Origin of the sequence: Pseudomonas fluorescens (assembly GCF_900215245.1) — a bacterium.
Taxonomy (GTDB): domain Bacteria; phylum Pseudomonadota; class Gammaproteobacteria; order Pseudomonadales; family Pseudomonadaceae; genus Aquipseudomonas; species Aquipseudomonas fluorescens.
The window spans coordinates 1,534,822-1,559,763 of the sequence record NZ_LT907842.1 but is presented as its reverse complement, the minus strand read 5'-3'; the positions used below and the strand labels follow the sequence as shown (position 1 = coordinate 1,559,763).

Genomic DNA, 24,942 nt, shown 5'->3' with positions numbered 1-24,942 from the left:
GGTTGCTCCTACAATTCGAGGCTCATGCCGTCGTAAGCCACTTCAACGTTACGTCGCACCAGCTCGGCCCTTTCGGGGGAGTCTTCATCGAGGATCGGGTTGGTGTTGTTGATGTGAATCAGCACTTTGCGTTGCTTGGGCAACTGCTCCAGCACTTCCAGCATGCCGCCGGGGCCGTTTTGCGCCAGGTGGCCCATCTCGCGACCGGTGCGCGTGCCGACGCCACGGCGCTGCATTTCGTCGTCGTCCCACATCGTGCCGTCCACCAGCAGGCAATCGCTGCCGGCCATGATCTCCAGCAATGGCGCGTCGACTTTGCCCAGGCCCGGGGCGTAGAACAGTTTGCCGCCGGTGCGCAGGTCTTCAACGATCAGGCCGATGTTATCGCCAGGGTGCGGGTCGAAGCGGTGCGGCGAGTAGGGCGGTGCGGCGCTGCGCAGTGGCAGCGGGGTGAAACGCAGGTTAGGGCACGCCGGGATGGTGAAGCTGGCGTCCAGTTCGATGCGGTTCCAGGCCAGGCCGCCGTTCCAGTGCGTGAGCATGGTGAACAGCGGGAAACCGGTGCTCAGGTCTTCATGGACCATGTCGGTGCACCACACCTGGTGCGGGCAGCCTTCGCGCAGGCTCAACAGGCCGGTGGTGTGGTCGATCTGGCTGTCCATCAAGATGATTGCGCTGATGCCGGTATCGCGCAGGGCGCGGCCGGGTTGCATCGGTGCAAAGCCCTGCAGTTGCGCGCGGATATCCGGCGAAGCATTGCACAGCACCCAGTTAACCCCATCGTCAGAGATCGCGATGGACGACTGAGTACGCGCCTGCGCCCGCAGGCTGCCAGCGCGAAAGCCTGCGCAGTTCACGCAGTTGCAGTTCCACTGCGGGAAGCCACCGCCGGCGGCGGAACCTAGAATCTGGACAAACATGGTCGCTCCATCAAGCAAAACTCAAAACAAAAACGCCCCGGGCGAGCCGAGGCGTTGTCTTACCCAGCCAATCAGCGGCTGGCGAAGTACATGGTGACTTCAAAACCGATACGCAGATCAGTGTAAGCAGGTTTGGACCAAGTCATATTCATACTCCTACCAAAGGATGGGACGTTCACTACTGAGTCATACATATAGTCCACCTCCAATCGGAGATGTTCAGATATTGCCTATTAATGTTACGCAATTCTTTTCAAGTTAGCGCTGTCTTGGTGGAAAAAGCCTGTTGCAGGGTTGGCAATGATCAACCTGCCGGTTGCCAGGCGTCCGTGATGCGCGGGCCGTTGGCCACACAGCGCCAGCCACCTGTCGCGTCGTTGAGTTGCTGGGCGGCGTGCTGCAAATCCTCGCGCGTCAGGGTTTGGATCAGGTGCTGAAGGTGCCCCAGATAATCCGACGTGTGGCCCGCCAGGTGGGCATGCCAAAGCAGCTCGGCGGCTTGGGCGACAGGTAGCTCAGCGGCAGAGAATTGCTGCGCCAGCCGCTGGTTGTCGAAGTCGGCGCTGCGCTCGACCAATGCCGGCAACTGTTCCAGGAAGGTGTTCAGGTGATCAACGATCCCGCTCAGCGACACGCTGGGGGATTGCACGCCAAACAGCAGCCCGGTTTGCCCTTTGACCTGTCGGATGCCGCTGAATACCGCGTAGCCGATTTGCAGTTCGACGCGCAGGCGCTGGTAAAACGGCCCCTGCAGCAGGTGCCCAAGCAGCCGCCATGCCGCTTCGTCTGCCAGCGCGCGCGTCGGCGTTGGGCAAAACAGCAACAACGCGGCCTCGTTGGAGTCGGTGCTTATCGCGTGCCATAGCTTCTGGCCGCTGAGCGTGGGTGAGGTGGACTCAAGGTTCGCCGGCTGCCCAGGCAGCCGCGCTGCCGCGACTTTGATCGCAGCTTCACAGGCGGCGGGTAAACCGATACCCAACCCTTGCCAGCGGGCGGTCGTCCATGTGCCTGGCGCCTCGCACGTGCCGGAATGATCACCGCTGCAGCAAGCAGGCAACGCCTTGAGCAATGCACGAATAGCGATCAGCGGCGTTGGGGCGGGTGACGGCAGGTGTTCATCCAGTGAGCCAAGGCGACGTGCCAGTTCTTCAAGCACTGCCGGCATGGGCTCGTGAAGGCCGATCATTTTCACCTGCCAGTCATTGCCAGTGGTTTCGAAAGACAACTCGATTCCGGCCTGATGGGCATTCTCACGTAAAGACTGCAATGCGCTTTCCAGCCCGGCGGGTACGGCTGCGTCAAACCGCCAGTGCAGGTAGAGCGCGCCTTCATCGGTGTCATCTGCCACGGCCTGGCTGAATACCAGCGCCGAGACCTCGCGGCGGCCTCGGGAGCGGTCCTGGGCAAAGGTGCGCAAACCACGGTGGGCACTGGTCTGGCCGCGAATCAGGCCGGCGCGTTCTGCTTTGACGGGCGGGCGCAGAAACGGGTTGTGGGGTGGCAATTGCCAGGGGTATTCAGACGGCGGCAAGTGCAGAGCATCCAGCATGGTCTTCAGGGCTGCGCAATCTTGTTGCGACAGGCCTTTGCTGTCGTGGCGAGCCAATGCCAGGGCGCCTTGGACCTGTTGTTGGCGAGCCGCAAGCAGGGCGAATTCTTCGCGCAACGAAGACCAGTCGCTGTGTACGAAAAAGCTCAGCCAGTCGTGCAGCAGCGCTTCGATTCGAGTCGCCGAACTGTCTTGGTTGCCAAGGGTAAAGTCGATATCCAGCACGGCCTGGTCAGCGAAGTGATAAAGCACCGACGCCTGCACTGCGCTGGCCAGTTTTCGTGCTTTCAGTTCGGCCAGCAGCCCGCCCGGCGCCGAGGCGTTGAGCCACGTGCAGAGAAAATCCAGTGCTTCACGGGGGGCGTCACAGGTAATGACGTGGTGCAGGTGGTGGTGGGCGGTGTGTTGATAAACCCGTGCCTCGCCCTGCATCAGCGCTGGCGGCGCAGCCTGTGGGCGCGCTGGCCCTGAAGCCAATGCTTGGCTGAACTGTTGGGCCAACGCGTGCAGCGCCTCCAGCGGCTGCGGGCCGGCGAGGCTCAAGGTCATCTGCCCGGTCCGATAGAACCCGGCGTGGAATTCCCGCAAGGCCTGTTGAAATGCCTCACGCTCCAGCGGCAGGCTGTCGCGATTGCCGGCATGAAAGCCTCGCAGGGGATGGTCGGCTGCCAAACCTTCCAGCAGTGCGACTTGCTGTTGCGCGTTGGCGTCTTCAGACCAGGCAACAAACTCCGCTTGCAGCACTTCGCGCTCACGCCGCTGGTCTTCAAGCGCCAGGCGCGGATGGGCGAGCATATCGGCCAGCCGTTCCAAGCCCCCCGCAAAGGGCGCTACCGGCAACTCAAAGAAGAAGTCCGTGGTGCGTTCGCGGGTGCTGGCGTTGACCTGCCCGCCATGGCGCTGCACGTAGGCCATCAACCCTTCGTTTGTCGGAAACCGTTGGGTGCCGAGAAACAACAAATGCTCAAGAAAATGCGCCAACCCTGGCCAGGCCAATGGCACGTCATGGCTGCCGGCGGCCACGCGTAACACCGCGGCGCAACGCTTCAAACGCGGCGCATGGTGCAAGGAAACTCGCAAACCGTTGGCCAGCGTCAGGTGCAGGTGATGAGGGTGGGCCGGCGCAGGCATGGGCACTTCCAAAACGTAGAATGTGCCTATGCTAACAAACCGGCCGGGTCAGGGCTTGTGCAGTGCGCCGTATAGCTCGGGGCGTCGGTCCTGAAGGTAGTGATTGGCAGTGCGTGCGTCCGTGATGGCTTGGCGGTCCAACTGCCCGACGATCAAGGCTTCATCCAGGCCGGCCTGGGCGATTCGCTGACCATTCGGCGCGGCAATGCTGCTTTGTCCGCAGTATTGAATCGTGTCTTCGTGCCCGCAGTAGTTGGCATAGGCCACATAACACTGGTTTTCAAAGGCCCGCGCTCGCACGGTCACGTCGGCGACGAAGTCGAACGGCACCATGTTGGCGGTGGGCACCAGGATCAGTTCGGCCCCGGCCAGGGCCAGGCGACGGGTGTTTTCCGGGAATTCCAGGTCATAGCAGATCAGAAAACCGAGCGTCCAACCGTTCAGTTCCACCAGCGGGAAATCATCCTCCCCGGCACTGAACATCGAGTGATCCAGGTCGCCAAACAGGTGGGTCTTGCGATAGTTGCACAAGCGCCGGCCGTGGGCGTCGATCAACTGCACGGCGTTGTAGATCTGCCCGTCCTCGGCGCGCTCCGGGTAGCCATAGAGGATCGCCAGCCCGGCGCTTTTCGCCAGGTCGGCAATCGTCTGTGCTGACGGCCCATCCTGAGCTTCGGCCAACGCGCCAACCGCTTCGGCACCGATGTTGTAGCCGCTGAGGAACATCTCCGGCAGCACCAGCACATCGGCACCCGACGCTTCATGCGCGAGTGAATGCAGGCGCGTGAGGTTGCCGGCGACATCCAACGGCAGCGGTGGGCATTGGTACAGGGCGACGCGCATGTTCAACTCCTTAATCGGCCAGGGCGATCGGTCCGATTTCATCAAATACGTCACCCGGCCCCGGGTTCTCCGGGTGAGTGCTGCCACCGAAGTGAGTCATGATGCCCCACACCGCGTTCAGCGAAGTCTGCACCGCGCCTTCCACCCAGGCGGGGGTCCAGGACACGTCGTCACCGGCGATAAAAATCCCACGTTGTTCGGCGGGCATGTCCTTCTGCATGAAGTGCGCATACATCCGCTGGTTGTAACGATAGTGGCCGGGCAATGCGCCTTTGAAAGCCCCGAGGAAATGCGGGTCGGCTTCCCACGATACGGTAATCGGGTCGCCGATGATGCGCGCCTTGATGTCGACTTTCGGGTAAATCTTCTTCAGCGCGTCGAGGGCCAGCTTGACGCGTTTGTCGATGGGCTGCGGAAGCATTTTCAGCGCGTCGCTCATCCACGAGTACGACAGGCAGATAACCCCAGGCTTGTCGTCGCCGTTGTCGAACAGGTATGTGCCACGGGTCAGGCGATCGGTGAGGGTCATGCTCATCAGGTCGCGGCCGGTTTCCGGGTCTTTGTCTTTCCAGAACGGGCGGTCGACCATCACGAAGGTTTTCGACGACTGCATGTAGCGCGTGCGATCCAGGGCCATCCACATTTTTTGCGAAAACAGGCTTTCGTCGCATTCGATCTGGGTGGTCAGCAGCCAACTTTGGCAGGTGGTCAGCACGGCGGCGTATTCGCGGGTGTCGCCGTAGTTGTCGGTGACTGCGAAACGGCCATCGGCGGCGTGGGCAATGCGTTTCACCCCCGCCCGTGGCGCGCCGCGATGCAGCGAGCTGAGGCTGGTGCCCGCCGGCCAGTGGGCGCAACGCTCAGGCACATGGCGCCAAATGCCCATGGGCACCTGCGCCACACCGCCGACCACCAGGTGTTGATGGTCGTCGCAGTTGGTCATCACCACGCGGAAGATCTCGAGCATCGAGTTGGGGAAGTCCGAGTCCCAGCCGCCGGTGCCGAAACCGACCTGGCCGAACACTTCGCGATGATGGAACGACAGCTTGGCGAAGGCCTTCGAGGTGGCGACGAAGTCATAGAAGGTGCGGTCGTCCCACAGTGGCACCAGCTTATTCCACAGCGCTTTGAGGCGCGGCACGTCGCGGTCGCGGATGGCCTGCTGGATATCACCGAATTGTGAACCGGCTTCCAGCGCATCCGCCCAGGCATCGGCAACTTCCTGGAACAGTACCGGCAAGTCGGAGATTTTTTGCGCGTAGTGAGTCTGGCCTTCGAGGTCGATCACCGTGCTGCCGGAGGCCGGCGTCAGCGGGTTGGGGAAGGGTTTGGTTTCCAGGCCCAGCTTGTCTACATAGTGGTAGAACGCGGTGGACGACACCGGAAAACGCATGCCACCCAACTCGGCGATGATGCCTTCGGCCCCTTCAAACGCCTGGGAGCGCAGGCGACCACCCATTTTCGAGGCTTCATACACCACGGGCTTGAGGCCCAGCTTCATCAGCTCGTAGGCAGCCACCAGACCGGCGATCCCGGCACCGACAATCGCCACTTCGGCGCCATGGTTGGCCGCCGGGATGCTACCCAGACCGGCCGGGTGCTCGATCCAGTCATCAAAGGCAAACGGAAAGTCCGGGCCAAAGATGGTGATGGGTTTTTTACCGTCGGCGGGGTGGCGATTGGTCTTGCTGATGGTGCTGGACGGAATGCTCATGGCTGACCTTACTGGCGACTCGGCGGGATTCGGCCCGTTGAGTATAGGAAAAGATGGCAGCCAGTTTAGGCAGCGTTGCGTTCGTTAATAAGACGCAAAGTGTCGTCGGATTGGATTGTTTTTAGTCAAAGTGACGAAGTTGTCAGTCAAATTGGTTGGCCGCGATCCAATTTGTTACTGAGGATGATCGAGGTAGTGGTTTTCTCCACGCCGTCGACGCTGCCGATCTGGTCCAGCAACTGATCGAGCTGTTCCGGCGAATCGGTGCGCAGCCAGGCCACGTAATCGAATTCACCACTCACCGCACACAGTTGCTGCACCTGCGCCATGGCGCTCAGCCGGCGCAACACTTCCTTGCCCGAACGCGCTTGAACGGTGATCCCGACATACGCCTGCAAGCCACCATCGATCACACGTTGCCCGAGGCGCACGCCATACCCGGTAATCACCTGGGTTTTCTCCAGACGTGCCAGGCGCGACGTCACCGTGGTGCGCGCAATACCCAACTGCCGGGCAAGCATGGCCACGCTTTCGCGGGCGTTGATCTGCAAGGCGGCGATCAATTGGCGATCGATTTCATCCAGGGTGGGCAAGGGCAGGGCTCCAGTGCGGGCGGCAATGGGTGGCCATGTTACAGGTTTGCGTGGGTGTCGAGGGGGTAGGCGAACAGCCGACAAACCATCTGCGCCAGACACACAAAAGCCGCGCAATGCGCGGCTTTGAGTATGGTGGGCCCAGTAGGACTCGAACCTACGACCAAGGGATTATGAGTCCCCTGCTCTAACCAACTGAGCTATAGGCCCTCAGTAGGTCGCGGATTATAACGACGGTTTCCCCGCTGTGCCATCCGAAAAGTCTGAAACCCGCATATGAAGAAAGGCCTCGGCAAAAAGCTCGGGCGGCAGCGGTAGGCTGACGATGTAGCCTTGCATCTGTTCACAGCCTTCGGCGGCGAGGAAGGCCTGTTGCGCGGCGTTTTCCACGCCTTCGGCGATGATGGTGAATTGCATGCTGTGGCCCAGGGCGATGATGGCGCGCACGATGGCGGCGTCGTGGGGGTCGTCGGGCAGGCCGCGTACGAAAGACTGGTCGATCTTGAGGAAGTCCAGCGGCAGGCGCTTGAGGTAGCTGAGCGATGAATAGCCAGTGCCGAAATCATCAATCGCCAATTGCACGCCCAGGTGTTTGAGCTGGTGCAACACCTCCAGCGCTTCTTCGGCCTGGCTCATGATGAAGTTCTCGGTGATTTCCAGTTGCAGGCAGCCGGGCTCCAGGCGGTAGTCCCGCAACAGTTGTTCGATGCGCGCCAACAGGCCGGGATGACGCAGTTGCGCGCCGGCGAGGTTCACCGACAGTGGGCCGAAATCCTCGAACGTGTCTTTCCACAGGTGCATCTGGCTGCACGCTTGTTCCAGTACCCAGTCGCCAATCTGCAGGATCATGCCGTTCTCTTCGGCCAGGGCGATGAAGTGCTCGGGCGGTACGTCGCCGAAGGTCGGGTGGTGCCAGCGGATCAACGCTTCGGCGCCGATCAGTGCCTGCGTGTCCAGGCTCAGTTTCGGTTGGTAATACAAAAACAGCTCTTCACGCTCGATGGCGCGGCGCAGTTCGTGCTCCAGTGCCACGCGCTCGTTGGCTTGAGCGGTGAGGTCGCGGGTATAGCTTTCGACGCGGTTGCGGCCCTTGGCCTTGGAGCGGTACATGGCGGCGTCGGCGTTTTTGACCAGAGTGGCAACGTCGGTGCCGTCCTGCGGGTACAGGCTGGTGCCGATACTGGCGCTGATAAAAAACTCATGCTCGCCGGCCTGGAACGGTGGGGTAAAGCAGGCGAGCAGCTTGTTAGCCAGGTGCTCGGCATCGCTGGCTTGTTGCAGGCCGGGCAGCAGGATGATGAATTCGTCGCCGCCCAGGCGCGCCACGGTGTCGACGTCGCGCAGTTGCTCCTTGAGCCGCACGGCGATGTCCTTGAGCAACAGGTCGCCAACGGGATGGCCAAGGCTGTCGTTAATGTGTTTGAAACGGTCCAGGTCGAGGAACAACACGGCACCCTGGTTACCGCTTTCCTGCTGGCCATTAAGTGCCGCCTGCAAACGGCTTTCAAACAGGGTGCGATTGGGCAGCCCGGTCAGCGGATCATGATGGGCCTGGTAGTCGAGGCGGGCCTGGGCATGCTTGAGGCTGGAGATGTCGGCAAACACCGCGACAAAGTGTGTGACCACTTGATCGCGGTTGCGCACGGCACTGATGGTCAGCCAACTGGGGTACAGTTCGCCGTTCTTGCGGCGGTTGGAAATCTCACCTTGCCAGTGTCCATAAGCGGTCAACTGGTGCCACATTGCCGCATAGAATGCGCTGTCATGCAGGCCGGAGGCGAGCAGACGCGGCGTACTGCCGAGGGCTTCGGCTTCGCTGTAGCCGGTGATTTCGCTGAAGGCGCGGTTGACGGCGCTGATGTTCTGCCGGGTGTCGGTGATCAATACCCCTTCGGCCGTACTTTCGAACACGGTGGCGGCCTGTTGCAGTTTTTCCTGCATGAGTTGGCGCTCGGTAATGTCCCGCGCGATGGTCAGCATGCAATTTTCATCGGCAATGGGCAGCGGGCGGCTGGACACTTCGCACAGACGAATTTGCCCATCACTGCGTCGTATATGGCAGACGAAATCGCGGACAAAACCGTCGCGCTTCAACAGTTCCAGCATGTGCCTGCGCTCGTTGAGGTCGACCCAGATGCCCAGGTCCAGGGTTGACTGGTCAAGTGAGGTTGCGCTGGTGTACCCGGTCAGTCGGCTGAAACCCTCGTTCACTTCAATCAGTAACCCATCGCTTTGGCGGCTCAGCAGCAAGCCATCGGGGGACGCGTGGAAGGCTTTGGCGAATTTCTCTTCGGAGGTTTGCAGCTGTTGTTGGGTTTCCTTGAGCTGGCTGATGTCACGCACCACCACGACCAGGGCTTCGGTGGTGTCGAGCTGGAACGGCTCCGCGGAGATCAGCCCGGTAAACGCTTGGCCGTTGCTGCGCCGAAAGGGCATTTCCAGGTTGCGCACGCTGCTGCTTTGGACCCGTTGCAGCAGGTCGGGGCCGACGCCCTGGATACCCCAGATATTCAGTTCGGTGGCGGTTTTGCCGACGACTTCTTCGGCGCTAAGGCCAATCTGGTCCTCGAACGCTTTATTCACTTCAAGCAGGCAGCCATCGGACATCCGCGCAATCACCAGGATGTCCGGGCATTGCTGGAACACCGAGGCAAATTTCTGCTCGGACAGTTGCAAGGCTTCTTCGGTGCGCTTGGCTTCGCTGATATCGATCATCAGGCCGCGTAGCACCGGCTCATGCCCGTGCTCGATGAGGCTGACAATGTCGCGCACCCACAAGCAGCGGCCGTCGGCGGTAATCACTCGATAATCGATGCTGTGGTCGCGGTTGGCGCGCGTTTCCCGGTAGCAATAGGCTTCAGCGCGCGTCAGGTCGGCAGGGTGGATGATGTTGCGCCAAAAACCTGGAATCAGCCAATGGGCGCGCGGGTAGCCCAGCAGTTCTTCGGCATGGGGTGATACGTAGCTGTAGGTGAAATCGCTGATGCTGGCTTCCCAGGCGATGGCGGACAGGCTCTCGACCAGGCCGCGATAGTGATATTCACTGCTGCGCAATTCCTGCTCAAGGGCGACCCGCCGGGAAATTTCCGAGCTGAGTCGCCGATTGATCCGAATCACAATGGCCAGCACGGTGCTCAACAACAACACCGCCGGTAGGCCGTATTTCAGTAAGTCGACCCAGAAGGTGCGGTGATCGGTGACGCTGCCGACCCAGTGTTGCTGGATCGCGTCGGTTTCGTCTGAACTGAGGTCGGCGAGGACTTTGTCCAGAATGCCCACCAGCATTTTCTGATCGCGCGGCACCCCCATCGCCAACTGATAGCGGTAGGGGGTTTCGCCGCTGACGTACAACCCATCGAGTTTGAGCTGGCGCAGGCTCCAGACGCTGGATGCCAGATCGCTGATTACGGCATCCACTTCGTCAGTGGCCAGTGCTTGCAGGGTCGAGCTGACATTGGGCATCGCCACCAAATTGAGGTCGGGGTGGTGGGTGCGCAGCAATTCATGAGGCGCGTAGTTCTCGACGACCGCGATCTTCAAGCCATACAGGTCCTTGAGGTTGCGCGGTTGTGCGCCGCCCTCATGGGCGAGGATGATGATGGGGAAATCCAGATAGGGCCGTGTGAAGGCCAGGTAGTTCTGGCGCTCCGGTGTGGACATGATGCCGGGCAGCAGGTCGAGCTGGTTGTTCTTTGCCTGCTCAAGCACGGCTGTCCAGTTGACGGGCTCGACCAGCTTGATCCTGACGCCCAGGCGGTCCTGGATCAGGCGAACATAATCGGCAGCCAGGCCTTGGTAACGGCCATTTTCATCACGGTACTCGAAGGGTGGCCAGGAAGCGTCCACCCCCAGGCGCAGCTCCTGATGGTCCGCCAGCCAGCCACGCTCTTCATCGGTGAGAGTCAACGCGCCAGCCGTTGCGGTCCAGGTCAGCAGCGACAGCAGTATCACAGTCGGCAGTCTGGGCATAACGGTCTCGTTATGGCACGGGGAATGTTTCGAGTGTAGACGGGCATTGCGGGGGAGGGGGATTGCGCGGCAGTAAATCTGTAGAAAGTAATCTGCAGAAAGCAAAACCCCCGGCCTGGGCCGGGGGTTCTGGTATCACTCGTCGAGGAAGGAGCGTAGATGCTCGCTTCGCGTCGGGTGGCGCAACTTGCGCAGTGCCTTGGCTTCGATCTGACGGATCCGTTCACGGGTCACGTCAAACTGCTTACCGACTTCCTCAAGGGTGTGGTCGGTATTCATGTCGATGCCGAAACGCATGCGCAGTACCTTGGCTTCACGGGCAGTGAGGCCGGACAGTACGTCGCGAGTCGCTTCTTTAAGGCTCTCAACGGTAGCCACATCGATGGGCGACTGCATGGTCGAGTCTTCGATGAAGTCACCCAGATGGGAGTCTTCGTCATCACCAATCGGCGTTTCCATGGAGATCGGCTCTTTAGCGATCTTCAATACCTTACGGATTTTATCCTCAGGCATTTCCATGCGTTCGCCCAGCTCTTCCGGCGTCGGTTCGCGACCCATTTCCTGCAACATCTGCCGGGAAATACGGTTGAGCTTGTTGATGGTCTCGATCATGTGCACCGGAATACGGATGGTGCGGGCCTGGTCTGCGATCGAGCGAGTGATCGCCTGACGGATCCACCAGGTGGCATAAGTCGAGAACTTGTAGCCGCGACGGTATTCGAACTTGTCCACAGCCTTCATCAAGCCGATGTTGCCTTCCTGGATCAGATCGAGGAATTGCAGGCCACGGTTGGTGTACTTCTTGGCGATGGAGATCACCAGACGCAAGTTCGCTTCAACCATCTCTTTCTTCGCGCGGCGGGCCTTGGCCTCACCGATCGACATGCGACGGTTGATGTCCTTGATCTCAGCAATCGTCAGACCGGTTTCGGTTTGAAGCGCGGTCAGCTTCTGCTGGCAACGGATGATGTCCGGCTGCAGGCGACCAATGGCTTCGGCGTACTTCGCCTTGCCTTTGGCCAGTGCGTCGGTCCAGCTTTCATCCACTTCGTTGCCCGGGAACTGGCGCAGGAAGTCGGCACGCGGCATGCGTGCATCACGTACGCAGAGCTGCATGATTGCGCGCTCTTGGGCACGCAGACGCTCAAGAGCACTGCGCACACGCTCAACCAGGCCTTCAAATTGCTTCGGCACCAGCTTGATTGGCATGAACAGCTCAGCCAGGGCCACCAGCTCGGCAATTGCCAGCTTGTTGCCGCGACCGTGCTTTTTCAGAGCCTTGCGGGTGATTTCCATTTGATCGGAAACCGCACCGAAACGCTGGGCAGCGATGATCGGGTCCGGGCCGCTTTCGACTTCATCTTCGTCGTCGCTGCTGGCTTCAGCATCGTCGTCGTCGGTGTCGTCGTCGGCTTTAGGGGCCTTCGGGTCGACGGGCGGCGGTACTTCGGCGGCAGGCGGCGCAATGCCGTCGTCCGGGTCGATATAACCGCTCAGAACGTCGGACAGGCGACCACCTTCGGTGGTGACGCGGGTGTACTCGGAGAGAATGTGGTCAACCGTGCCAGGGAAGTGCGCAATTGCGCCCATCACTTCGCGGATACCCTCTTCGATACGCTTGGCGATTTCAATTTCGCCTTCGCGTGTCAGCAGCTCGACAGTACCCATTTCACGCATATACATGCGCACCGGGTCTGTCGTGCGGCCAATATCGGTCTCTACTGCAGCCAGCGCGGCAGCGGCTTCTTCAGCGGCGGCCTCGTCGGTATCAGCGTCGGCCAGCATAAGGGAATCCTTATCTGGCGCGACTTCGAATACGTTGATCCCCATGTCATTAATCATGCGGATGATGTCTTCCACCTGCTCTGGATCTGAAATATCCTCAGGCAGGTGGTCGTTGACCTCCGCGTAAGTCAGGTAACCCTGCTCACGACCGAGTGTGATCAACTCTTTGATACGAGACTGCTGTTGCGCTTTTCCGGACATAACACCCTATCCACTGAAGGTCTTGGCGGGCAAAAAACAAGCCGAGGATTATACCCGAGCTATGACCTCACACGCCAGCTGAGGTCGGGTTTGATGCGGAAACATTCTGTTTTAAGAGGTCACGCATCTGTTTTGCTATCTGAATTTGCTCTTCAGCCGACAATCCCGGCTGCCTCGCTCTTTTGATGAGTTCATCGAGGGTCTGCGTATGCTGACCCGCTGATAACCTAGTAATGGTGTCTAAAAACTGTTGTTCAAGGTTATCGCCGTCAATTAGCCACTCCTTTTCCGCAAGTGCTTTAAGAAGGCGGCCTTGTTCGGTGCCATGCCAACGAGCCATCAACTGAATTGAGTTTAGCTTAGGATTTTTCTGTACCGCCTCGATCAAGGCGATCAGTACCTGAGCATAGGTGTTGCTCTCGTTGGCAAAATGCTCGGCGCTTTCGACCCTTTCCGCCAATTGCGGGTGGTGAATAAGCGTACGCAACGCAATAAGCGTCGGGGCTTCTACCGCGACGGGTGTGCGTGGAGCGTAGGGCTCATCGCGATCACCGCGCTTACCGTTCTTGCTCCAGGGTTTCTTGTCCCATTTTTTACCGCCGGCGCCGGGCTTTTTCGGTGTCCATTCCTGCTGGGGCGCGTAGGCCTCCTGCGGTTGGTGGAAGTCGGAATAGTCCGGCATGGCGTCGTAATCCATGCCTGGGTCGTACGCGGGTGGCGCGTCTTGCGGTGCGTTGTGTACCAGCTGGCTGACGGCTTCGCCGCTCAAGCCGGTGATTTCCAGCAGGCGCATGCGCATCAGTGATTTCAGGTTGGCGCCCGGCACTTTGTCGATCAGCGGTGCCGCAAGGGTGGCCATGTGGGCCTTGCCTTCGAGGGAGCGCGGGTCGGCTTCTTCAGTCAGCTGCTGGAAGAAATAGTCCGCCAGGGGCTGCGCATGCTGATTAATGCGCGCGCGGAAAGCGTCGGTGCCTTCGGAGCGCACCAGGGTGTCCGGGTCTTCGCCTTCCGGCAGAAACAAAAAGCGCGCACGGCGCCCATCCTGCAGGCTCGACAGCGTGGCTTCGAGTGCGCGCCAGGCGGCGTTACGGCCAGCCTGGTCACCGTCGAAGCAGAACAATACGCTGGGCACCACGCGAAACAGGCGTTTCATGTGTTCTTCGCTGGTGGCGGTCCCCAGCGTGGCGACGGCATTGCGCAGGCCCTGCTGGGCGAGGGCAATCACGTCCATGTAGCCTTCCACCACGATGATTTCATCGAGGTTGCGATTGTTTTTGCGCGCCTCGAACAGGCCGTAGAGTTCCTGGCCTTTATGAAATACCGGGGTTTCCGGGGAGTTCAGGTACTTGGGTTTATCGTCCCCCAGCACTCGGCCGCCGAAAGCGATGATCCGGCCACGGCTGTCGCGGATCGGGAACATCACGCGGTCGCGGAACCGGTCGTAGCGCTTGCCCGTCTCGGCGTTTTCCACCAGCAGGCCGGCGTCGATCATCGCCTTCTGTTGCAGCGTGTCACTGCTCAGGTGCTTGTACAGGTTGTCCCAGCCAGGCGGGGCGAAGCCGAGGCCGAAGTCCCTGGCGATCTCGCCCGTGAGGCCGCGGCCCTTGAGGTAATCGACGGCAGCCTTACGCTGCGGATGGCTTTTAAGCGCCTGACGATAGAAGTCGGCAGCGGCCGTCAGCAGCGGGTACAGCGGCGAGTCGGTGGGTTGTCGCGGTTTGTGCGGGCGACCGCTTTCTTCGCGAGGGATCTCCATGCCGGCGGCTTTCGCCAGTTCCTCGACAGCCTGGGGGAAGTCCAGGTTGTCGTGGTCCATGATGAAGCCGAGGGCATTGCCGCCCGCGCCGCAGCCGAAACAGTAGTAGAACTGCTTGTCGGGGCTGACGCTGAACGACGGGGTTTTTTCTTTGTGAAACGGGCAGCAGGCGGTGTAGTTCTTGCCAGCCTTCTTCATTTGCACGCGCGAGCTGACAACATCGACGATGTCGGTGCGGTTCAGAAGGTCGTCAATAAAGCTCTGGGGAATTAGCCCGGCCATGGCGTTCTCGTCATCACTGCGTGTCAATGAGGCCCGTGAAGTGCTCGGGCGCGCAAATTGTGCGGCTCGATCAACTGTCGTCTGCTTGGGCTGTCAGGAAGTGTATCTGCCGAACATTCACTGACGTTAATTTCAATCAGATTTCGGCATGGAAATGTTGCCCGGGAGTCCGGTCTTGGCCGTTTGCGGGCCTCGGAAGCTCATCGGTGGGCGCAGTCGATCTGTTGATCGCCTGTTAAAAAATAAGTGTGCTCGTCAGTAGCCTTGTTAGGCTCGTCAGAAGAGACGCGCACCGCTGGCAGAAGAGCCAGTCCTGACGTTTGAAGCAGTGTCTCGGTCGCGTGTGCGGCGTCGACGATGAAGCATCAAGCGATATCCGCAAATGCCAACAGCCCGGCTGAGGGCCGGGCTTGGCAGAAGCTTGCTACGAACGTCTGTGTATTAGTACAGACGAACGGCGCGGCGCTGTTCGCGCTGAACTTTCTTGGCGTGACGCTTAACAGCGGCTGCTGCTTTACGCTTACGCTCAGAAGTTGGCTTCTCATAAAATTCGCGGCTACGAACTTCAGCCAGAACACCGGCTTTTTCGCAGGAGCGCTTGAAACGACGCAGAGCTACGTCGAAGGGTTCGTTCTCTTTTACTTTGACGGCTGGCATCCAGAGCTACCTTCTTTCATTACCGGGAATCAACGTTCTCGTCGCAAAAAATTCGCGGCTGAGGTCGTCGGTTTTTAAGGGTTGCGGATGTTAACCCCTCATTGCCCGGAATGCAAAGCCTCTGATCGAAAACCGCTAGTCGGGAGGGGGAGTGGCGACTATTATGCGCGCCTTCGAATTCAGCCTCTACAAGGCGCAAACCCATGCTAGTACTGGGACTTGAAACCTCCTGCGACGAAACCGGTGTCGCACTTTACGACAGTGAACGCGGGCTTTTGGCCGATGCGCTGTTCAGTCAGATCGACCTGCATCGCGCCTACGGCGGCGTGGTGCCGGAGCTGGCCAGCCGTGATCACGTCAAACGCATGCTGCCGTTGATTCGCCAGGTGTTGGACGAGGCCGGCTGCGTGCCGACCGAGATCGATGCAATCGCTTACACCGCCGGCCCTGGATTGGTCGGAGCCCTGCTGGTTGGGGCCTCTTGCGCTCAGGCACTGGCGTTTGCCTGGGGCATTCCTGCCCTGGGTGTGCACCACATGGAGGGGCATTTGCTGGCCCCGATGTTGGAAAAAACACCGCCAGAGTTCCCGTTCGTCGCTTTGTTGGTTTCCGGCGGCCATACGCAGCTGGTTCAGGTCGATGGAATAGGCCAATACACGCTTTTGGGCGAGTCTCTGGATGACGCGGCCGGCGAAGCTTTCGACAAAACCGCGAAGATGATGGGCCTCAATTACCCTGGTGGGCCGGAAATCGCCCGTCTTGCCGAAAAAGGCGTCCCGGGCCGCTACACGTTCCCGCGCCCGATGTGTGATCGCCCTGGCCTGATGTTCAGCTTCAGCGGCTTGAAAACCTCGGCGCTCAACACTTGGCAGCAGAGCGTCAGCGCCGGGGACGACAGTGAGCAAGCCCGTTGCGACATCGCGCTGGCGTTCCAGCAGGCCGTGGTGGAGACTTTAACCATCAAGTGCAAGCGAGCCCTCAAGCAGGCCGGCATGAAGCGCCTGGTGATCGCGGGCGGCGTCAGCGCCAACAAGGCCCTGCGCACCTCGCTGGAAAAAATGCTCGGCGACATGAAGGGCGATGTGTTTTACGCGCGCCCTGAGTTCTGCACCGACAACGGCGCAATGATTGCGTATGCCGGTTGCCAGCGCCTGCAGGCCGGCCAGCATGAGAGCCTGGCGATCAGCGTGCAGGCACGCTGGCCGATGGAACAACTGACACCGTTGTAAGCGGCGGATGTGAGCCGGGCTCATCGAAGGTATTTAAAAATGCCGTTCGCGCCCGGCAAACAGGTCGCGTAAATTGCCGCGGTGGCGCCAGACGATCAGCAGCGTCAGTACGCTCATCGGCAGCAGCGCTGCCGGTTCTTGCCAAGCCAGTAATGGCAGGGTGAGCGGCGTGGCGATCAGTGCGGCCAGGGAGCTTGTACGGGTCAGGTAGAACGTCAGTAACCAGGCGAGCACGGCCAGCAGCGCTGCCGGAGGGTAAATCCCCAGCAACATGCCGGCCGCCGTGGCGACACCCTTGCCACCGCGAAAGCGGAAGTACAGCGGAAACAGATGGCCCAGGACGGCAGACACGCCCACCCAGGCTTGTTGTTGCAGGCTAAGGCCGAGGTAGTTGGCGAGCAGCACGGGCAGCAGGCCCTTGCACACGTCGCCCAGCAGCGTCAGCACGGCGAGTTTCTTGCCGGCCAGGCGCAACATATTGGTGGCGCCGGCATTGCCTGAGCCACTCATTCGCGGGTCGGGATTTCCCGTCAGGCGGCTGAGCAAAATGGCGAAGGACAGCGAGCCGAGCAGGTAGGCGAGAGTCGCCAGTAACCAAAACATGCTAACTATTCCGGGCGAGGACGCCCTGATTCTAACGGGGCAACGCGCCCTTGTCGTGCTGCGGAGAAGAGCTTGGACAGAGTGTTTATCGAAGGCCTGGAAGTCGACACCGTGATCGGGGCCTACGACTGGGAGCGCGGCATCAAGCAATGTCTGCGTCTGGACCTGAGCTTTGCCTGGGACAACCGCCCGGCTGCGGCGGGTGACGATCTGACCCTGGCGCTCGACTACGCCAGCGTATCTGCGCGTATCCAGGCCTTTGCCGAGCAATCCCAGTACCAGTTGGTAGAAACCTTTGCCGAGCGTCTGGCCGAAGTGCTGATGCGTGAATTTCAGATTCCCTGGCTGCACCTCAAGTTGACCAAGCCCGGCGCCGTACCGGCCGCCAAAGGCGTGGGCGTGGAGATCGAGCGCGGATGTCGCTAACTCAGATTTACCTTGGCCTTGGCAGCAATATCGAGCGCGAGCGCCATTTGGTCGCTGGCCTGGATGCGCTGGCGAGCTTCTTGATCGATGTGCGCTGTTCTCCAGTGTTCGAAAGCCAGCCGGTGGGCATCAAAAGCGGGCCATTCTTCAATCTGGTGGTGTCGGCCTATACCGACCTGCCGCTGATGGAGCTGGATCGTCGGTTGAAATTCATCGAGGCCGATAATGGTCGCTATGCCCCGGACCGCAAGGGGCTGCCGCTGGACATCGATGTGTTGCTGTACGGCGAGCTGGTGGGCAATTTCGATGGCTTGATCCTGCCGCGAGCAGAGATCCTGAAAAACGCCTTTGTGCTGTGGCCGCTGTCGTTGATGGCGCCCGATCGTGTGCACCCGGAGGCGGGCAAGACATTGGCGCAGCTATGGCGCGATGCGCAGATTGATCAAGTGCTGGCGCCCGTCGGTTTTGAGTGGCAGGGCCAGCAGCTGACGCCGGACGCGCCCCTATAGGGCGCGTTGTTCTTTGTAGACTTTCAACACCCTGAGCCGCTCACGCTTGAGCGCCTCACCGAGCTCGGGGCCTTTGAAACCTTTCTCCAGTAAAGGCGCCACAGGCACCTCGCGTGCCGCTTTCGCCGCGCCGCGTAAATAATCCGCTTGTGGATAACTTCTTTGCTCCAGGCCTTTGCGGCCCCGCGCGTCCATTTCACAGCTCACCACGAATTCTTCAAAACGCTGTGGCCTGCGATAAACATCGAAACTCTGCAGCAACTCCAACAATGTCGAAGCTTTCAGCTCCAGCGCGCGATGGCCATGGGTGTGATATTGGCCGACAAGCAGGGCCAGTTCCTGACAATCCTTCGGCACCTTGAAGCGCTCGTTCATCGCCTTGATCAGCTTCAGGCCGGTATGTTCGTGGGCAATATGCTGCGGCAACTTATCCACAGGTGTCAGGCCTTTGCCCACGTCATGCAGCAGGCAAGCCCAGCGCACGGTGAGCGGCTGTTGGTGCAGGGCCGCCTGTTCCAGCACGCTCAGGGTATGTAGGCCGGTGTCGATTTCCGGGTGATGGGCTGCGGGTTGCGGTACGCCGAACAGGGCGTCCACTTCCGGCATCAGGGTTTTCAGCGCGTTGCAGTCGCGCAGTACTTGAATAAAGACCTGAGGCTGATCCTCCATCAGCGCCCGGGAAATTTCTTTCCAACTGCGCTCGGGTGTCAGGGCGTCCAGTTCGCCGGATTCGCTGAGCTGGCGCATCAGCTCTATCGTTGGCGGCGCGACGGTAAACCCGAGGTGAGCGTAACGTGCTGAAAAGCGTGCAACGCGCAGTACGCGGAGGGGATCTTCGGCAAACGCGGGGGAAACGTGACGCAAAAGACGCGCTGCCAAATCACGCTGGCCGTGATAGGGATCGGTCAGGTTGCCGTCGTCATCCTCCGCCATGGCATTGATGGTCAGGTCGCGACGAATCAGGTCTTCTTCCAGCGTCACCTCGGGGCTGGCATGGAACACAAACCCCCCATAACCCCTGCCGCTCTTGCGTTCGGTGCGGGCGAGGGCGTATTCGTCGCCGTTTTTGGGGTCCAGGAATACCGGAAAGTCAGCACCCACCGGCTTATAGCCCTTGGCGAGCATTTCTTCGGTGGTTGCGCCGACAACAACCCGGTCGATGTCGGTGACCTTGATGCCCAGCAAGCGGTCACGCACCGCACCGCCGACTTTGTAGATTTTCATGAAAAAGCCTCCATTAGCGGCACAGGATAACGCCTGTGCCTGACCAATGGAGGCTTTGCTGTTTCAGAGATGAACGACGGCCAGGTCCAGGCGGCCGTAGTCGTTGTCGTTGTGATCACTGCGTGGCGGTACGTGGTGGGTCTTCATCACTTGATCGCCCTGCAGGGTTTCCAGGTGAATGTCGAAGCCCCATAACCGATGCAGGTGCTTGAGCACTTCCTCGGTGGATTCGCCCAGAGGTTTGCGGTCGTGCTGTTGATGGCGCAGGGTCAGCGAGCGGTCGCCGCGTACATCGATGCTGTAGATCTGCACGTTAGGCTCACGGTTGCCCAGGTTGTACTGCGCCGCCAGGGTTTCACGGATGGTGCGGTAGCCGGGTTCGTCATGAATTGCCGGCACCACCAAGTCATCCTTGAGGTCGTCATCCATGATGCTGAACAGCTTGAGGTCGCGAATCACCTGGGGTGACAGGTACTGCAGGATGAAGCTCTCATCCTTGAAGCTGCTCATGGCGAACTTGATGGTCGACAGCCAATCGCTGCCGGCGATTTCCGGGAACCAGCGACGGTCCTCTTCGGTGGGGTGCTCGCACATGCGCCGGATATCGCGATACATCGCAAAGCCCAGCGCGTAAGGGTTGATGCCACTGTAATACGGGCTGTCAAAACCGGGCTGGAACACCACGCTGGTATGCGAGGTGAGGAACTCCATCATGAAGCCGTCGGTGACCAGGCCCTCGTCATACAGGTCATTCATCAAGGTGTAGTGCCAGAACGTGGCCCAGCCTTCGTTCATCACCTGGGTCTGACGCTGTGGATAAAAGTACTGGGCGATCTTGCGCACAATGCGCACGATTTCCCGCTGCCACGGTTCCAGCAGTGGCGCGTGTTTTTCCAGGAAATAGAGGATGTTTTCCTGAGGTTCGGCGGGGAAGCGCGCATTGTCTTTGTCGCTGTTCTTGCCGGCGCGTTTTGGAATGGTGCGCCACAGGTCGTTGATCTGTTTCTGCAAGTGCTCCTCGCGCTCCTTCTGGCGCAGGCGTTCTTCCTCGGCAGAAATCGGGTACGGACGTTTGTAGCGATCAACCCCGTAGTTCATCAGGGCGTGGCAGGAATCGAGCAAGTCCTCCACCGCGTCGATGCCATGGCGCTCCTCGCACTGCATGATGTACTGCTTGGCGAACACCAGATAATCGATGATCGAGCTGGCATCGGTCCAGGTGCGGAACAGGTAATTGCCTTTGAAGAAGCTGTTATGCCCGTAGCAGGCATGGGCCACCACCAAGGCCTGCATGCAGATGGTGTTTTCCTCCATCAGATAGGCGATGCACGGGTCGGAGTTGATGACGATCTCGTAGGCCAGGCCCATCTGGCCGCGGGTGTAGGACTTTTCAGTGCTGAGGAAGTGCTTGCCATAGGACCAGTGGTGATAACCCAAGGGCATGCCGACCGACGCATACGCATCCATCATCTGTTCAGCGGTGATGACTTCGATCTGGTTAGGGTAAGTGTCCAGGGCATAACCCGCCGCAATACGGCTGATTTCCCGGTCATAGGCCTGGATCAGTTCAAAGGTCCACTCGGACCCCGTGGAAATGGGTTGGCGCTTATGCGCTTTGGCCGTCATGTCACTAACCTGCGCTGGAAGAGTTCACGGAAGACCGGGTAGATATCGCCGGCCGAGACCAGTTGCTGCTGGGCGAAGGTATCGGCAAAGGCTTCGCCGATGCGCTCGTACTCGAACCACAGGGCCTGGTGCTCACGGGGAGTAATTTCGACATACGTGTAGTACTGCACAAACGGCATGATCTGGTTGATCAGGATGTCGCGGCAGATGGGCGAATCATCGTTCCAGTTGTCGCCATCGGAAGCCTGGGCGGCGTAGATATTCCACTCGTTGGCCGGGTAGCGCTCGGCCATGATCTCCTGCATCAGCTTCAACGCACTGGACACGATGGTGCCGCCGGTTTCCCGCGAGTAAAAGAACTCCTCTTCGTCCACTTCCCGGGCGCTGGTGTGATGGCGGATAAACACCACGTCGATCTTGTCGTAGTTACGCTTCAGAAACAGGTACAGCAGGATGAAGAAGCGCTTGGCGATGTCCTTGGTGGCTTGGGTCATGGAGCCCGACACGTCCATCAGGCAGAACATGACCGCCTTGGAACTCGGGTTGGGTTGCTTCACCAGCAGGTTGTATTTGAGGTCAAAGGTATCAAGAAACGGCACACGGTGAATTCGCGCGCTGAGCTTCTCGATTTCTGCCTCGATTTCCTGGATGTCGCCGAAGTTGTCCGGTTCTTCGCGCTTCAAGCGCGCCAATTCTTCCTTGGCCTGTTTCAGTTTGGCGCGGCTGCTGCCCGACAGCGCGATGCGGCGTGCATGAGCCGAGCGCAGGGTGCGGATGATGTTGATCCGTGACGGATTACCCTCGTTGCTGATCCCGGCGCGCACGGTTTTGAACGTATCGGTGCCGGTCAGGTTCCGTTTGACCAGGTTGGGCAGCTCGAGGTCCTCGAACATGAATTCGAGGAATTCTTCCTGGGTAATCTGGAACACGAACTCATCCATGCCTTCGCCGGAGTTACCGGCTTTGCCCGGGCCCTTGCCGCCGCCGCCACCTTGGGGGCGTTGGATGTGCTCGCCGGTGGTGAACTCCTTGTTGCCGGGGTGCACGACGGTCTGTTTGCCGCCCCGGCCATGGTGCAGCACCGGTTCGTCGATGTCCCGTCCGGGAATGCTGATTTGTTCGCCGTGCTCCATGTCGGTGATGGAGCGGCGGCTGACGGCCTCTTCAACCGCCTTTTTGATGTGGTCACGGTAACGCCGCAGGAAACGCTGGCGGTTTACCGTGCTCTTGTTCTTGCCATTAAGGCGTCGGTCGATCACATAGCTCATGGGGAGCCCTCCGGGCAGCTTCACGTTACAAGCTTCAAGCCGCGAGCTGGAAGCTTAGAGACAAGCGGTAAGCCGCCAGGCCTGGGGCCCGGCAGCATGCGCCCGTCGCTGCCTTACTGTGATTTGCGAACCCGCAGATACCACTCGGAGAGCAGCCGTACCTGTTTGTCGGTGTAGCCGCGCTCGACCATTCGTGTAACGAAGTCGTTGTGTTTTTGCTGGTCCTCTTTGCTGGCCTTGGCGTTGAAGCTGATGACCGGCAGCAGATCCTCGGTGTTGGAGAACATTTTCTTCTCGATAACCACCCGCAGCTTCTCGTAGCTGAGCCAGGTAGGGTTCTTGCCGTTGTTGTTGGCCCGGGCACGCAGTACGAAGTTGACGATTTCGTTGCGGAAATCCTTCGGATTGCTGATGCCGGCTGGTTTCTCGATCTTTTCCAACTCCTCGTTGAGGGCCACGCGGTTGAGGATTTCGCCGGTTTCCGGGTCGCGGTATTCCTGGTCCTGAATCCAGAAGTCGGCGTACAGCACGTAGCGGTCGAAGATGTTCTGGCCGTACTCGCTATAGGACTCCAGGTACGCGGTCTGGATTTCCTTGCCGATAAACTCGATGTAGCGCGGCGCCAGGTATTCCTTGAGGAAGCGCAGGTAGCGTTCGCGGGTTTCCGCCTGGAATTGCTCCTGTTCGATCTGCTGCTCCAGCACATAGAGCAGGTGCACCGGGTTGGCGGCGATCTCGTGCGGGTCGAAGTTGAAGACCTTGGAGAGGATCTTGAACGCGAAACGGGTGGAAAGGCCGTTCATGCCCTCATCCACGCCTGCCGTGTCGCGGTATTCCTGGATCGACTTGGCCTTGGGGTCGGTGTCCTTGAGGTTTTCGCCGTCGTACACGCGCATCTTCGAGTAGATGTTCGAGTTTTCCGGCTCCTTGAGGCGCGAGAGCACGGTGAATTGCGCAAGCATCTTCAGGGTGTCAGGCGCGCAATGGGCCTTGGCCAGCGAGCTGTTGAATAGCAGCTTGTCGTAAATCTTGATCTCGTCGCTGACCCGCAGGCAGTACGGCACCTTGACGATGTAGATCCGGTCGATGAAGGCTTCGTTGTTCTTGTTGTTGCGGAAGGTATGCCATTCCGATTCGTTGGAGTGGGCCAGCAGGATCCCGGTGAACGGAATCGCGCCCAGACCTTCGGTACTGTTGTAGTTGCCTTCCTGGGTTGCGGTCAGCAGTGGGTGCAGCACCTTGATCGGCGCCTTGAACATCTCCACGAATTCCATCAGGCCCTGGTTGGCCCGGCACAGTGCGCCCGAATAGCTGTAGGCGTCGGCGTCGTTCTGCGGGAATTCTTCGAGTTTGCGGATATCGACTTTACCCACCAGGGCCGAAATGTCCTGGTTGTTCTCATCGCCGGGCTCGGTTTTGGCGACGCCGATCTGGTTGAGGATCGACGGGTACAGTTTCACCACGCGGAACTGGCTGATGTCACCGCCGAACTCGGCGAGGCGCTTGGTGGCCCAGGGCGACATGATGGTATTGAGGTAGCGGCGCGGAATGCCGAAGTCCTCTTCGAGGATCGCGCCATCTTCCGTGGCGTTGAACAGGCCCAGTGGCGACTCGAATACCGGCGAGCCCTTGATCGCGTAGAAGGGCACCTTCTCGATCAGTTGTTTGAGTTTTTCAGCCAGGGACGACTTGCCGCCGCCGACCGGGCCGAGCAGGTAGAGGATCTGTTTCTTCTCTTCCAGGCCTTGGGCGGCATGGCGGAAGTAGGAGACGATCTGGTCGATGCATTCTTCCATGCCATGGAAGTCTTCAAAGGCCGGATAGCGGCGAATCACCTTGTTGGAAAATATTCGCGACAAGCGCGAATTGTTGGCGGTTTCCACCAGTTCCGGCTCACCAATTGCCAATAGCAGACGTTCGGCGGCAGACGCGTAGGTGCTGCGGTCCTGCTTGCACAGCTCAAGATACTCTTGCAGCGTGAGCTCTTCCTGCTGTGTGGACGCGAAGCGTTGTTGGAAGTGGCTAAAGATACTCATGACGTCGTCACCTCGCTCGATACGTGGAGCCGACGCCGGATCAATCAGTCGATGCTGGCAGTCATTGGTGATCGCCAATGCCTGTTTTCCCCCCAGAACACCCTCAAACGCTACCGATGACCCGCACGCCGGTGTACCGGCTCTCCCCTGATTCGGATGGCCTGCGCTTAAGGATAGTTCGGAATCCGGGAGTTCAAGGCACGATGCGCAATTAGTTGGCTGCGCCGTTCGTCAGAAACGGCGCGAGCCCAAGCGTCACGCGGGGTAGCGGGGTGTGAAAAAAATTATTGCGAATCGCCGGAGGCAATTTCTGCAGGATAGGTCGTACGCCACAGCTCAAAGCCGCCGTCCAGGCTATAGACGTCGGAGAAGCCCTGGCTGATCAGGTAGGCGGCCGCGCTCTGGCTGGAGTTACCGTGATAGCAGGCCACGATCACCGGTGCGTCGAGGTCGGCGGCGCGGATGAAGTCGGCGATGTTGTGGTTGTCCAGATGCTGCGCGCCGCTGATGTGAGCCGCTGCATAGGTCGGCTGGTCACGGATGTCGACCACCACGGCACCTTGCTCGCGCAGGGCCTGGGCTTGTTCGGGAGGGATACGTTTGAATTCGCTCATGGCGGGC

General features: G+C 59.8%; 19 protein-coding genes and 1 tRNA gene. 3 read left to right on the top strand and 17 right to left on the bottom strand.

The annotated features are described in order from the left end of the window. Positions 1-8 precede the first annotated feature (8 nt). From pqqB to rpsU, 11 genes are all read right to left on the bottom strand, one after another. Positions 9-920 carry a pyrroloquinoline quinone biosynthesis protein PqqB gene (pqqB, locus tag CPH89_RS07370; RefSeq protein WP_053258333.1) on the bottom strand — a complete coding sequence of 304 codons (912 nt, stop codon included), beginning with the start codon at positions 918-920 and terminating at the stop codon, positions 9-11. Between the two features lie 71 nt (positions 921-991). Beyond that, complete coding sequence (gene pqqA / locus CPH89_RS07365; RefSeq protein WP_003194766.1) at positions 992-1,066, bottom strand: pyrroloquinoline quinone precursor peptide PqqA; 75 nt, start codon at positions 1,064-1,066, stop codon at positions 992-994. Positions 1,067-1,224: 158 nt separating this feature from the next. Beyond that, positions 1,225-3,600: a pyrroloquinoline quinone biosynthesis protein PqqF gene (gene pqqF, locus CPH89_RS07360; protein WP_053258332.1), complete on the bottom strand. Its 2,376-nt coding sequence runs from the start codon at positions 3,598-3,600 to the stop codon at positions 1,225-1,227. Positions 3,601-3,648: 48 nt separating this feature from the next. Beyond that, positions 3,649-4,443, bottom strand: a complete 795-nt coding sequence (locus CPH89_RS07355) for a carbon-nitrogen hydrolase family protein (protein WP_053258331.1) — start codon at positions 4,441-4,443, stop codon at positions 3,649-3,651. 10 nt (positions 4,444-4,453) lie between these two features. After that, positions 4,454-6,136, bottom strand: a complete 1,683-nt coding sequence (locus tag CPH89_RS07350; protein WP_053258806.1) for a flavin monoamine oxidase family protein — start codon at positions 6,134-6,136, stop codon at positions 4,454-4,456. 167 nt (positions 6,137-6,303) lie between these two features. After that, complete coding sequence (locus tag CPH89_RS07345) at positions 6,304-6,750, bottom strand: Lrp/AsnC family transcriptional regulator (RefSeq protein WP_053258330.1); 447 nt, start codon at positions 6,748-6,750, stop codon at positions 6,304-6,306. 133 nt (positions 6,751-6,883) lie between these two features. Continuing rightward, positions 6,884-6,960, bottom strand: a tRNA-Ile gene (locus CPH89_RS07340). A 15-nt stretch (positions 6,961-6,975) separates the two neighbouring features. Next, entirely contained in the window at positions 6,976-10,719 is a 3,744-nt protein-coding gene (locus tag CPH89_RS07335) for an EAL domain-containing protein (RefSeq protein WP_053258329.1), read from the bottom strand. 135 nt (positions 10,720-10,854) lie between these two features. Beyond that, complete coding sequence (rpoD, locus tag CPH89_RS07330) at positions 10,855-12,705, bottom strand: RNA polymerase sigma factor RpoD (protein ID WP_053258328.1); 1,851 nt, start codon at positions 12,703-12,705, stop codon at positions 10,855-10,857. A gap of 67 nt (positions 12,706-12,772) precedes the next feature. Next, positions 12,773-14,743, bottom strand: coding sequence for a DNA primase (gene dnaG / locus CPH89_RS07325; protein WP_053258327.1), 1,971 nt, complete (start codon positions 14,741-14,743; stop codon positions 12,773-12,775). Positions 14,744-15,184: 441 nt separating this feature from the next. Continuing rightward, positions 15,185-15,400: a 30S ribosomal protein S21 gene (gene rpsU / locus CPH89_RS07320; RefSeq protein WP_002551877.1), complete on the bottom strand. Its 216-nt coding sequence runs from the start codon at positions 15,398-15,400 to the stop codon at positions 15,185-15,187. A 203-nt stretch (positions 15,401-15,603) separates the two neighbouring features. Here rpsU and tsaD point away from each other — a divergent pair, with 203 nt between their 5' ends. Beyond that, entirely contained in the window at positions 15,604-16,629 is a 1,026-nt protein-coding gene (gene tsaD / locus CPH89_RS07315) for a tRNA (adenosine(37)-N6)-threonylcarbamoyltransferase complex transferase subunit TsaD (RefSeq protein ID WP_053258326.1), read from the top strand. A gap of 33 nt (positions 16,630-16,662) precedes the next feature. Here tsaD and plsY read toward each other — a convergent pair whose 3' ends face one another. Beyond that, the gene (gene plsY / locus CPH89_RS07310) at positions 16,663-17,232 is read right to left on the bottom strand and encodes a glycerol-3-phosphate 1-O-acyltransferase PlsY (protein WP_053258325.1); all 570 of its coding nucleotides are present in this window, start codon (positions 17,230-17,232) and stop codon (positions 16,663-16,665) included. Between the two features lie 72 nt (positions 17,233-17,304). Between plsY and folB the strand changes: the two genes are divergently transcribed. Next, positions 17,305-17,658 (top strand): dihydroneopterin aldolase, encoded by a 354-nt coding sequence (gene folB / locus CPH89_RS07305; protein WP_053258324.1) that lies wholly within the window; start codon positions 17,305-17,307, stop codon positions 17,656-17,658. Beyond that, the gene (gene folK, locus CPH89_RS07300; protein WP_053258323.1) at positions 17,649-18,167 is read left to right on the top strand and encodes a 2-amino-4-hydroxy-6-hydroxymethyldihydropteridine diphosphokinase; all 519 of its coding nucleotides are present in this window, start codon (positions 17,649-17,651) and stop codon (positions 18,165-18,167) included. Before folB ends, folK begins: the two co-directional genes overlap by 10 nt. Here folK and CPH89_RS07295 read toward each other — a convergent pair. The 5 genes from CPH89_RS07295 to glpE all read right to left on the bottom strand — a co-directional run bounded on the left by CPH89_RS07295 (position 18,162) and on the right by glpE (position 24,935). After that, the gene (locus tag CPH89_RS07295) at positions 18,162-19,391 is read right to left on the bottom strand and encodes a multifunctional CCA addition/repair protein (RefSeq protein WP_053258322.1); all 1,230 of its coding nucleotides are present in this window, start codon (positions 19,389-19,391) and stop codon (positions 18,162-18,164) included. The two genes, folK and CPH89_RS07295, sit on opposite strands and share 6 nt — an antisense overlap. 63 nt (positions 19,392-19,454) lie before the next feature. Further along, positions 19,455-21,017, bottom strand: coding sequence for a SpoVR family protein (locus CPH89_RS07290; RefSeq protein WP_053258321.1), 1,563 nt, complete (start codon positions 21,015-21,017; stop codon positions 19,455-19,457). Beyond that, positions 21,014-22,285: a YeaH/YhbH family protein gene (locus tag CPH89_RS07285; protein ID WP_003194735.1), complete on the bottom strand. Its 1,272-nt coding sequence runs from the start codon at positions 22,283-22,285 to the stop codon at positions 21,014-21,016. Before CPH89_RS07285 ends, CPH89_RS07290 begins: the two co-directional genes overlap by 4 nt. 113 nt (positions 22,286-22,398) lie before the next feature. Continuing rightward, complete coding sequence (locus CPH89_RS07280; protein ID WP_003194732.1) at positions 22,399-24,321, bottom strand: PrkA family serine protein kinase; 1,923 nt, start codon at positions 24,319-24,321, stop codon at positions 22,399-22,401. Positions 24,322-24,605: 284 nt separating this feature from the next. Next, positions 24,606-24,935 (bottom strand): thiosulfate sulfurtransferase GlpE, encoded by a 330-nt coding sequence (glpE, locus tag CPH89_RS07275; protein WP_053258320.1) that lies wholly within the window; start codon positions 24,933-24,935, stop codon positions 24,606-24,608. Positions 24,936-24,942 lie beyond the last annotated feature (7 nt).

What these genes read in the sequence shown, in the direction of transcription:
- pqqB (WP_053258333.1), bottom strand. Translation starts at nt 920, where the DNA reads ATGTTTGTCCAGATTCTAGGTTCCGCCGCCGGCGGTGGCTTCCCGCAG.
- pqqF (WP_053258332.1), bottom strand. Translation starts at nt 3,600, where the DNA reads ATGCCTGCGCCGGCCCACCCTCATCACCTGCACCTGACGCTGGCCAAC.
- CPH89_RS07355 (WP_053258331.1), bottom strand. Translation starts at nt 4,443, where the DNA reads ATGCGCGTCGCCCTGTACCAATGCCCACCGCTGCCGTTGGATGTCGCC.
- CPH89_RS07335 (WP_053258329.1), bottom strand. Translation starts at nt 10,719, where the DNA reads ATGCCCAGACTGCCGACTGTGATACTGCTGTCGCTGCTGACCTGGACC.
- rpoD (WP_053258328.1), bottom strand. Translation starts at nt 12,705, where the DNA reads ATGTCCGGAAAAGCGCAACAGCAGTCTCGTATCAAAGAGTTGATCACA.
- dnaG (WP_053258327.1), bottom strand. Translation starts at nt 14,743, where the DNA reads ATGGCCGGGCTAATTCCCCAGAGCTTTATTGACGACCTTCTGAACCGC.
- rpsU (WP_002551877.1), bottom strand. Translation starts at nt 15,400, where the DNA reads ATGCCAGCCGTCAAAGTAAAAGAGAACGAACCCTTCGACGTAGCTCTG.
- tsaD (WP_053258326.1), top strand. Translation starts at nt 15,604, where the DNA reads ATGCTAGTACTGGGACTTGAAACCTCCTGCGACGAAACCGGTGTCGCA.
- plsY (WP_053258325.1), bottom strand. Translation starts at nt 17,232, where the DNA reads ATGTTTTGGTTACTGGCGACTCTCGCCTACCTGCTCGGCTCGCTGTCC.
- folK (WP_053258323.1), top strand. Translation starts at nt 17,649, where the DNA reads ATGTCGCTAACTCAGATTTACCTTGGCCTTGGCAGCAATATCGAGCGC.
- CPH89_RS07295 (WP_053258322.1), bottom strand. Translation starts at nt 19,391, where the DNA reads ATGAAAATCTACAAAGTCGGCGGTGCGGTGCGTGACCGCTTGCTGGGC.
- CPH89_RS07290 (WP_053258321.1), bottom strand. Translation starts at nt 21,017, where the DNA reads ATGACGGCCAAAGCGCATAAGCGCCAACCCATTTCCACGGGGTCCGAG.
- CPH89_RS07285 (WP_003194735.1), bottom strand. Translation starts at nt 22,285, where the DNA reads ATGAGCTATGTGATCGACCGACGCCTTAATGGCAAGAACAAGAGCACG.
- CPH89_RS07280 (WP_003194732.1), bottom strand. Translation starts at nt 24,321, where the DNA reads ATGAGTATCTTTAGCCACTTCCAACAACGCTTCGCGTCCACACAGCAG.
- glpE (WP_053258320.1), bottom strand. Translation starts at nt 24,935, where the DNA reads ATGAGCGAATTCAAACGTATCCCTCCCGAACAAGCCCAGGCCCTGCGC.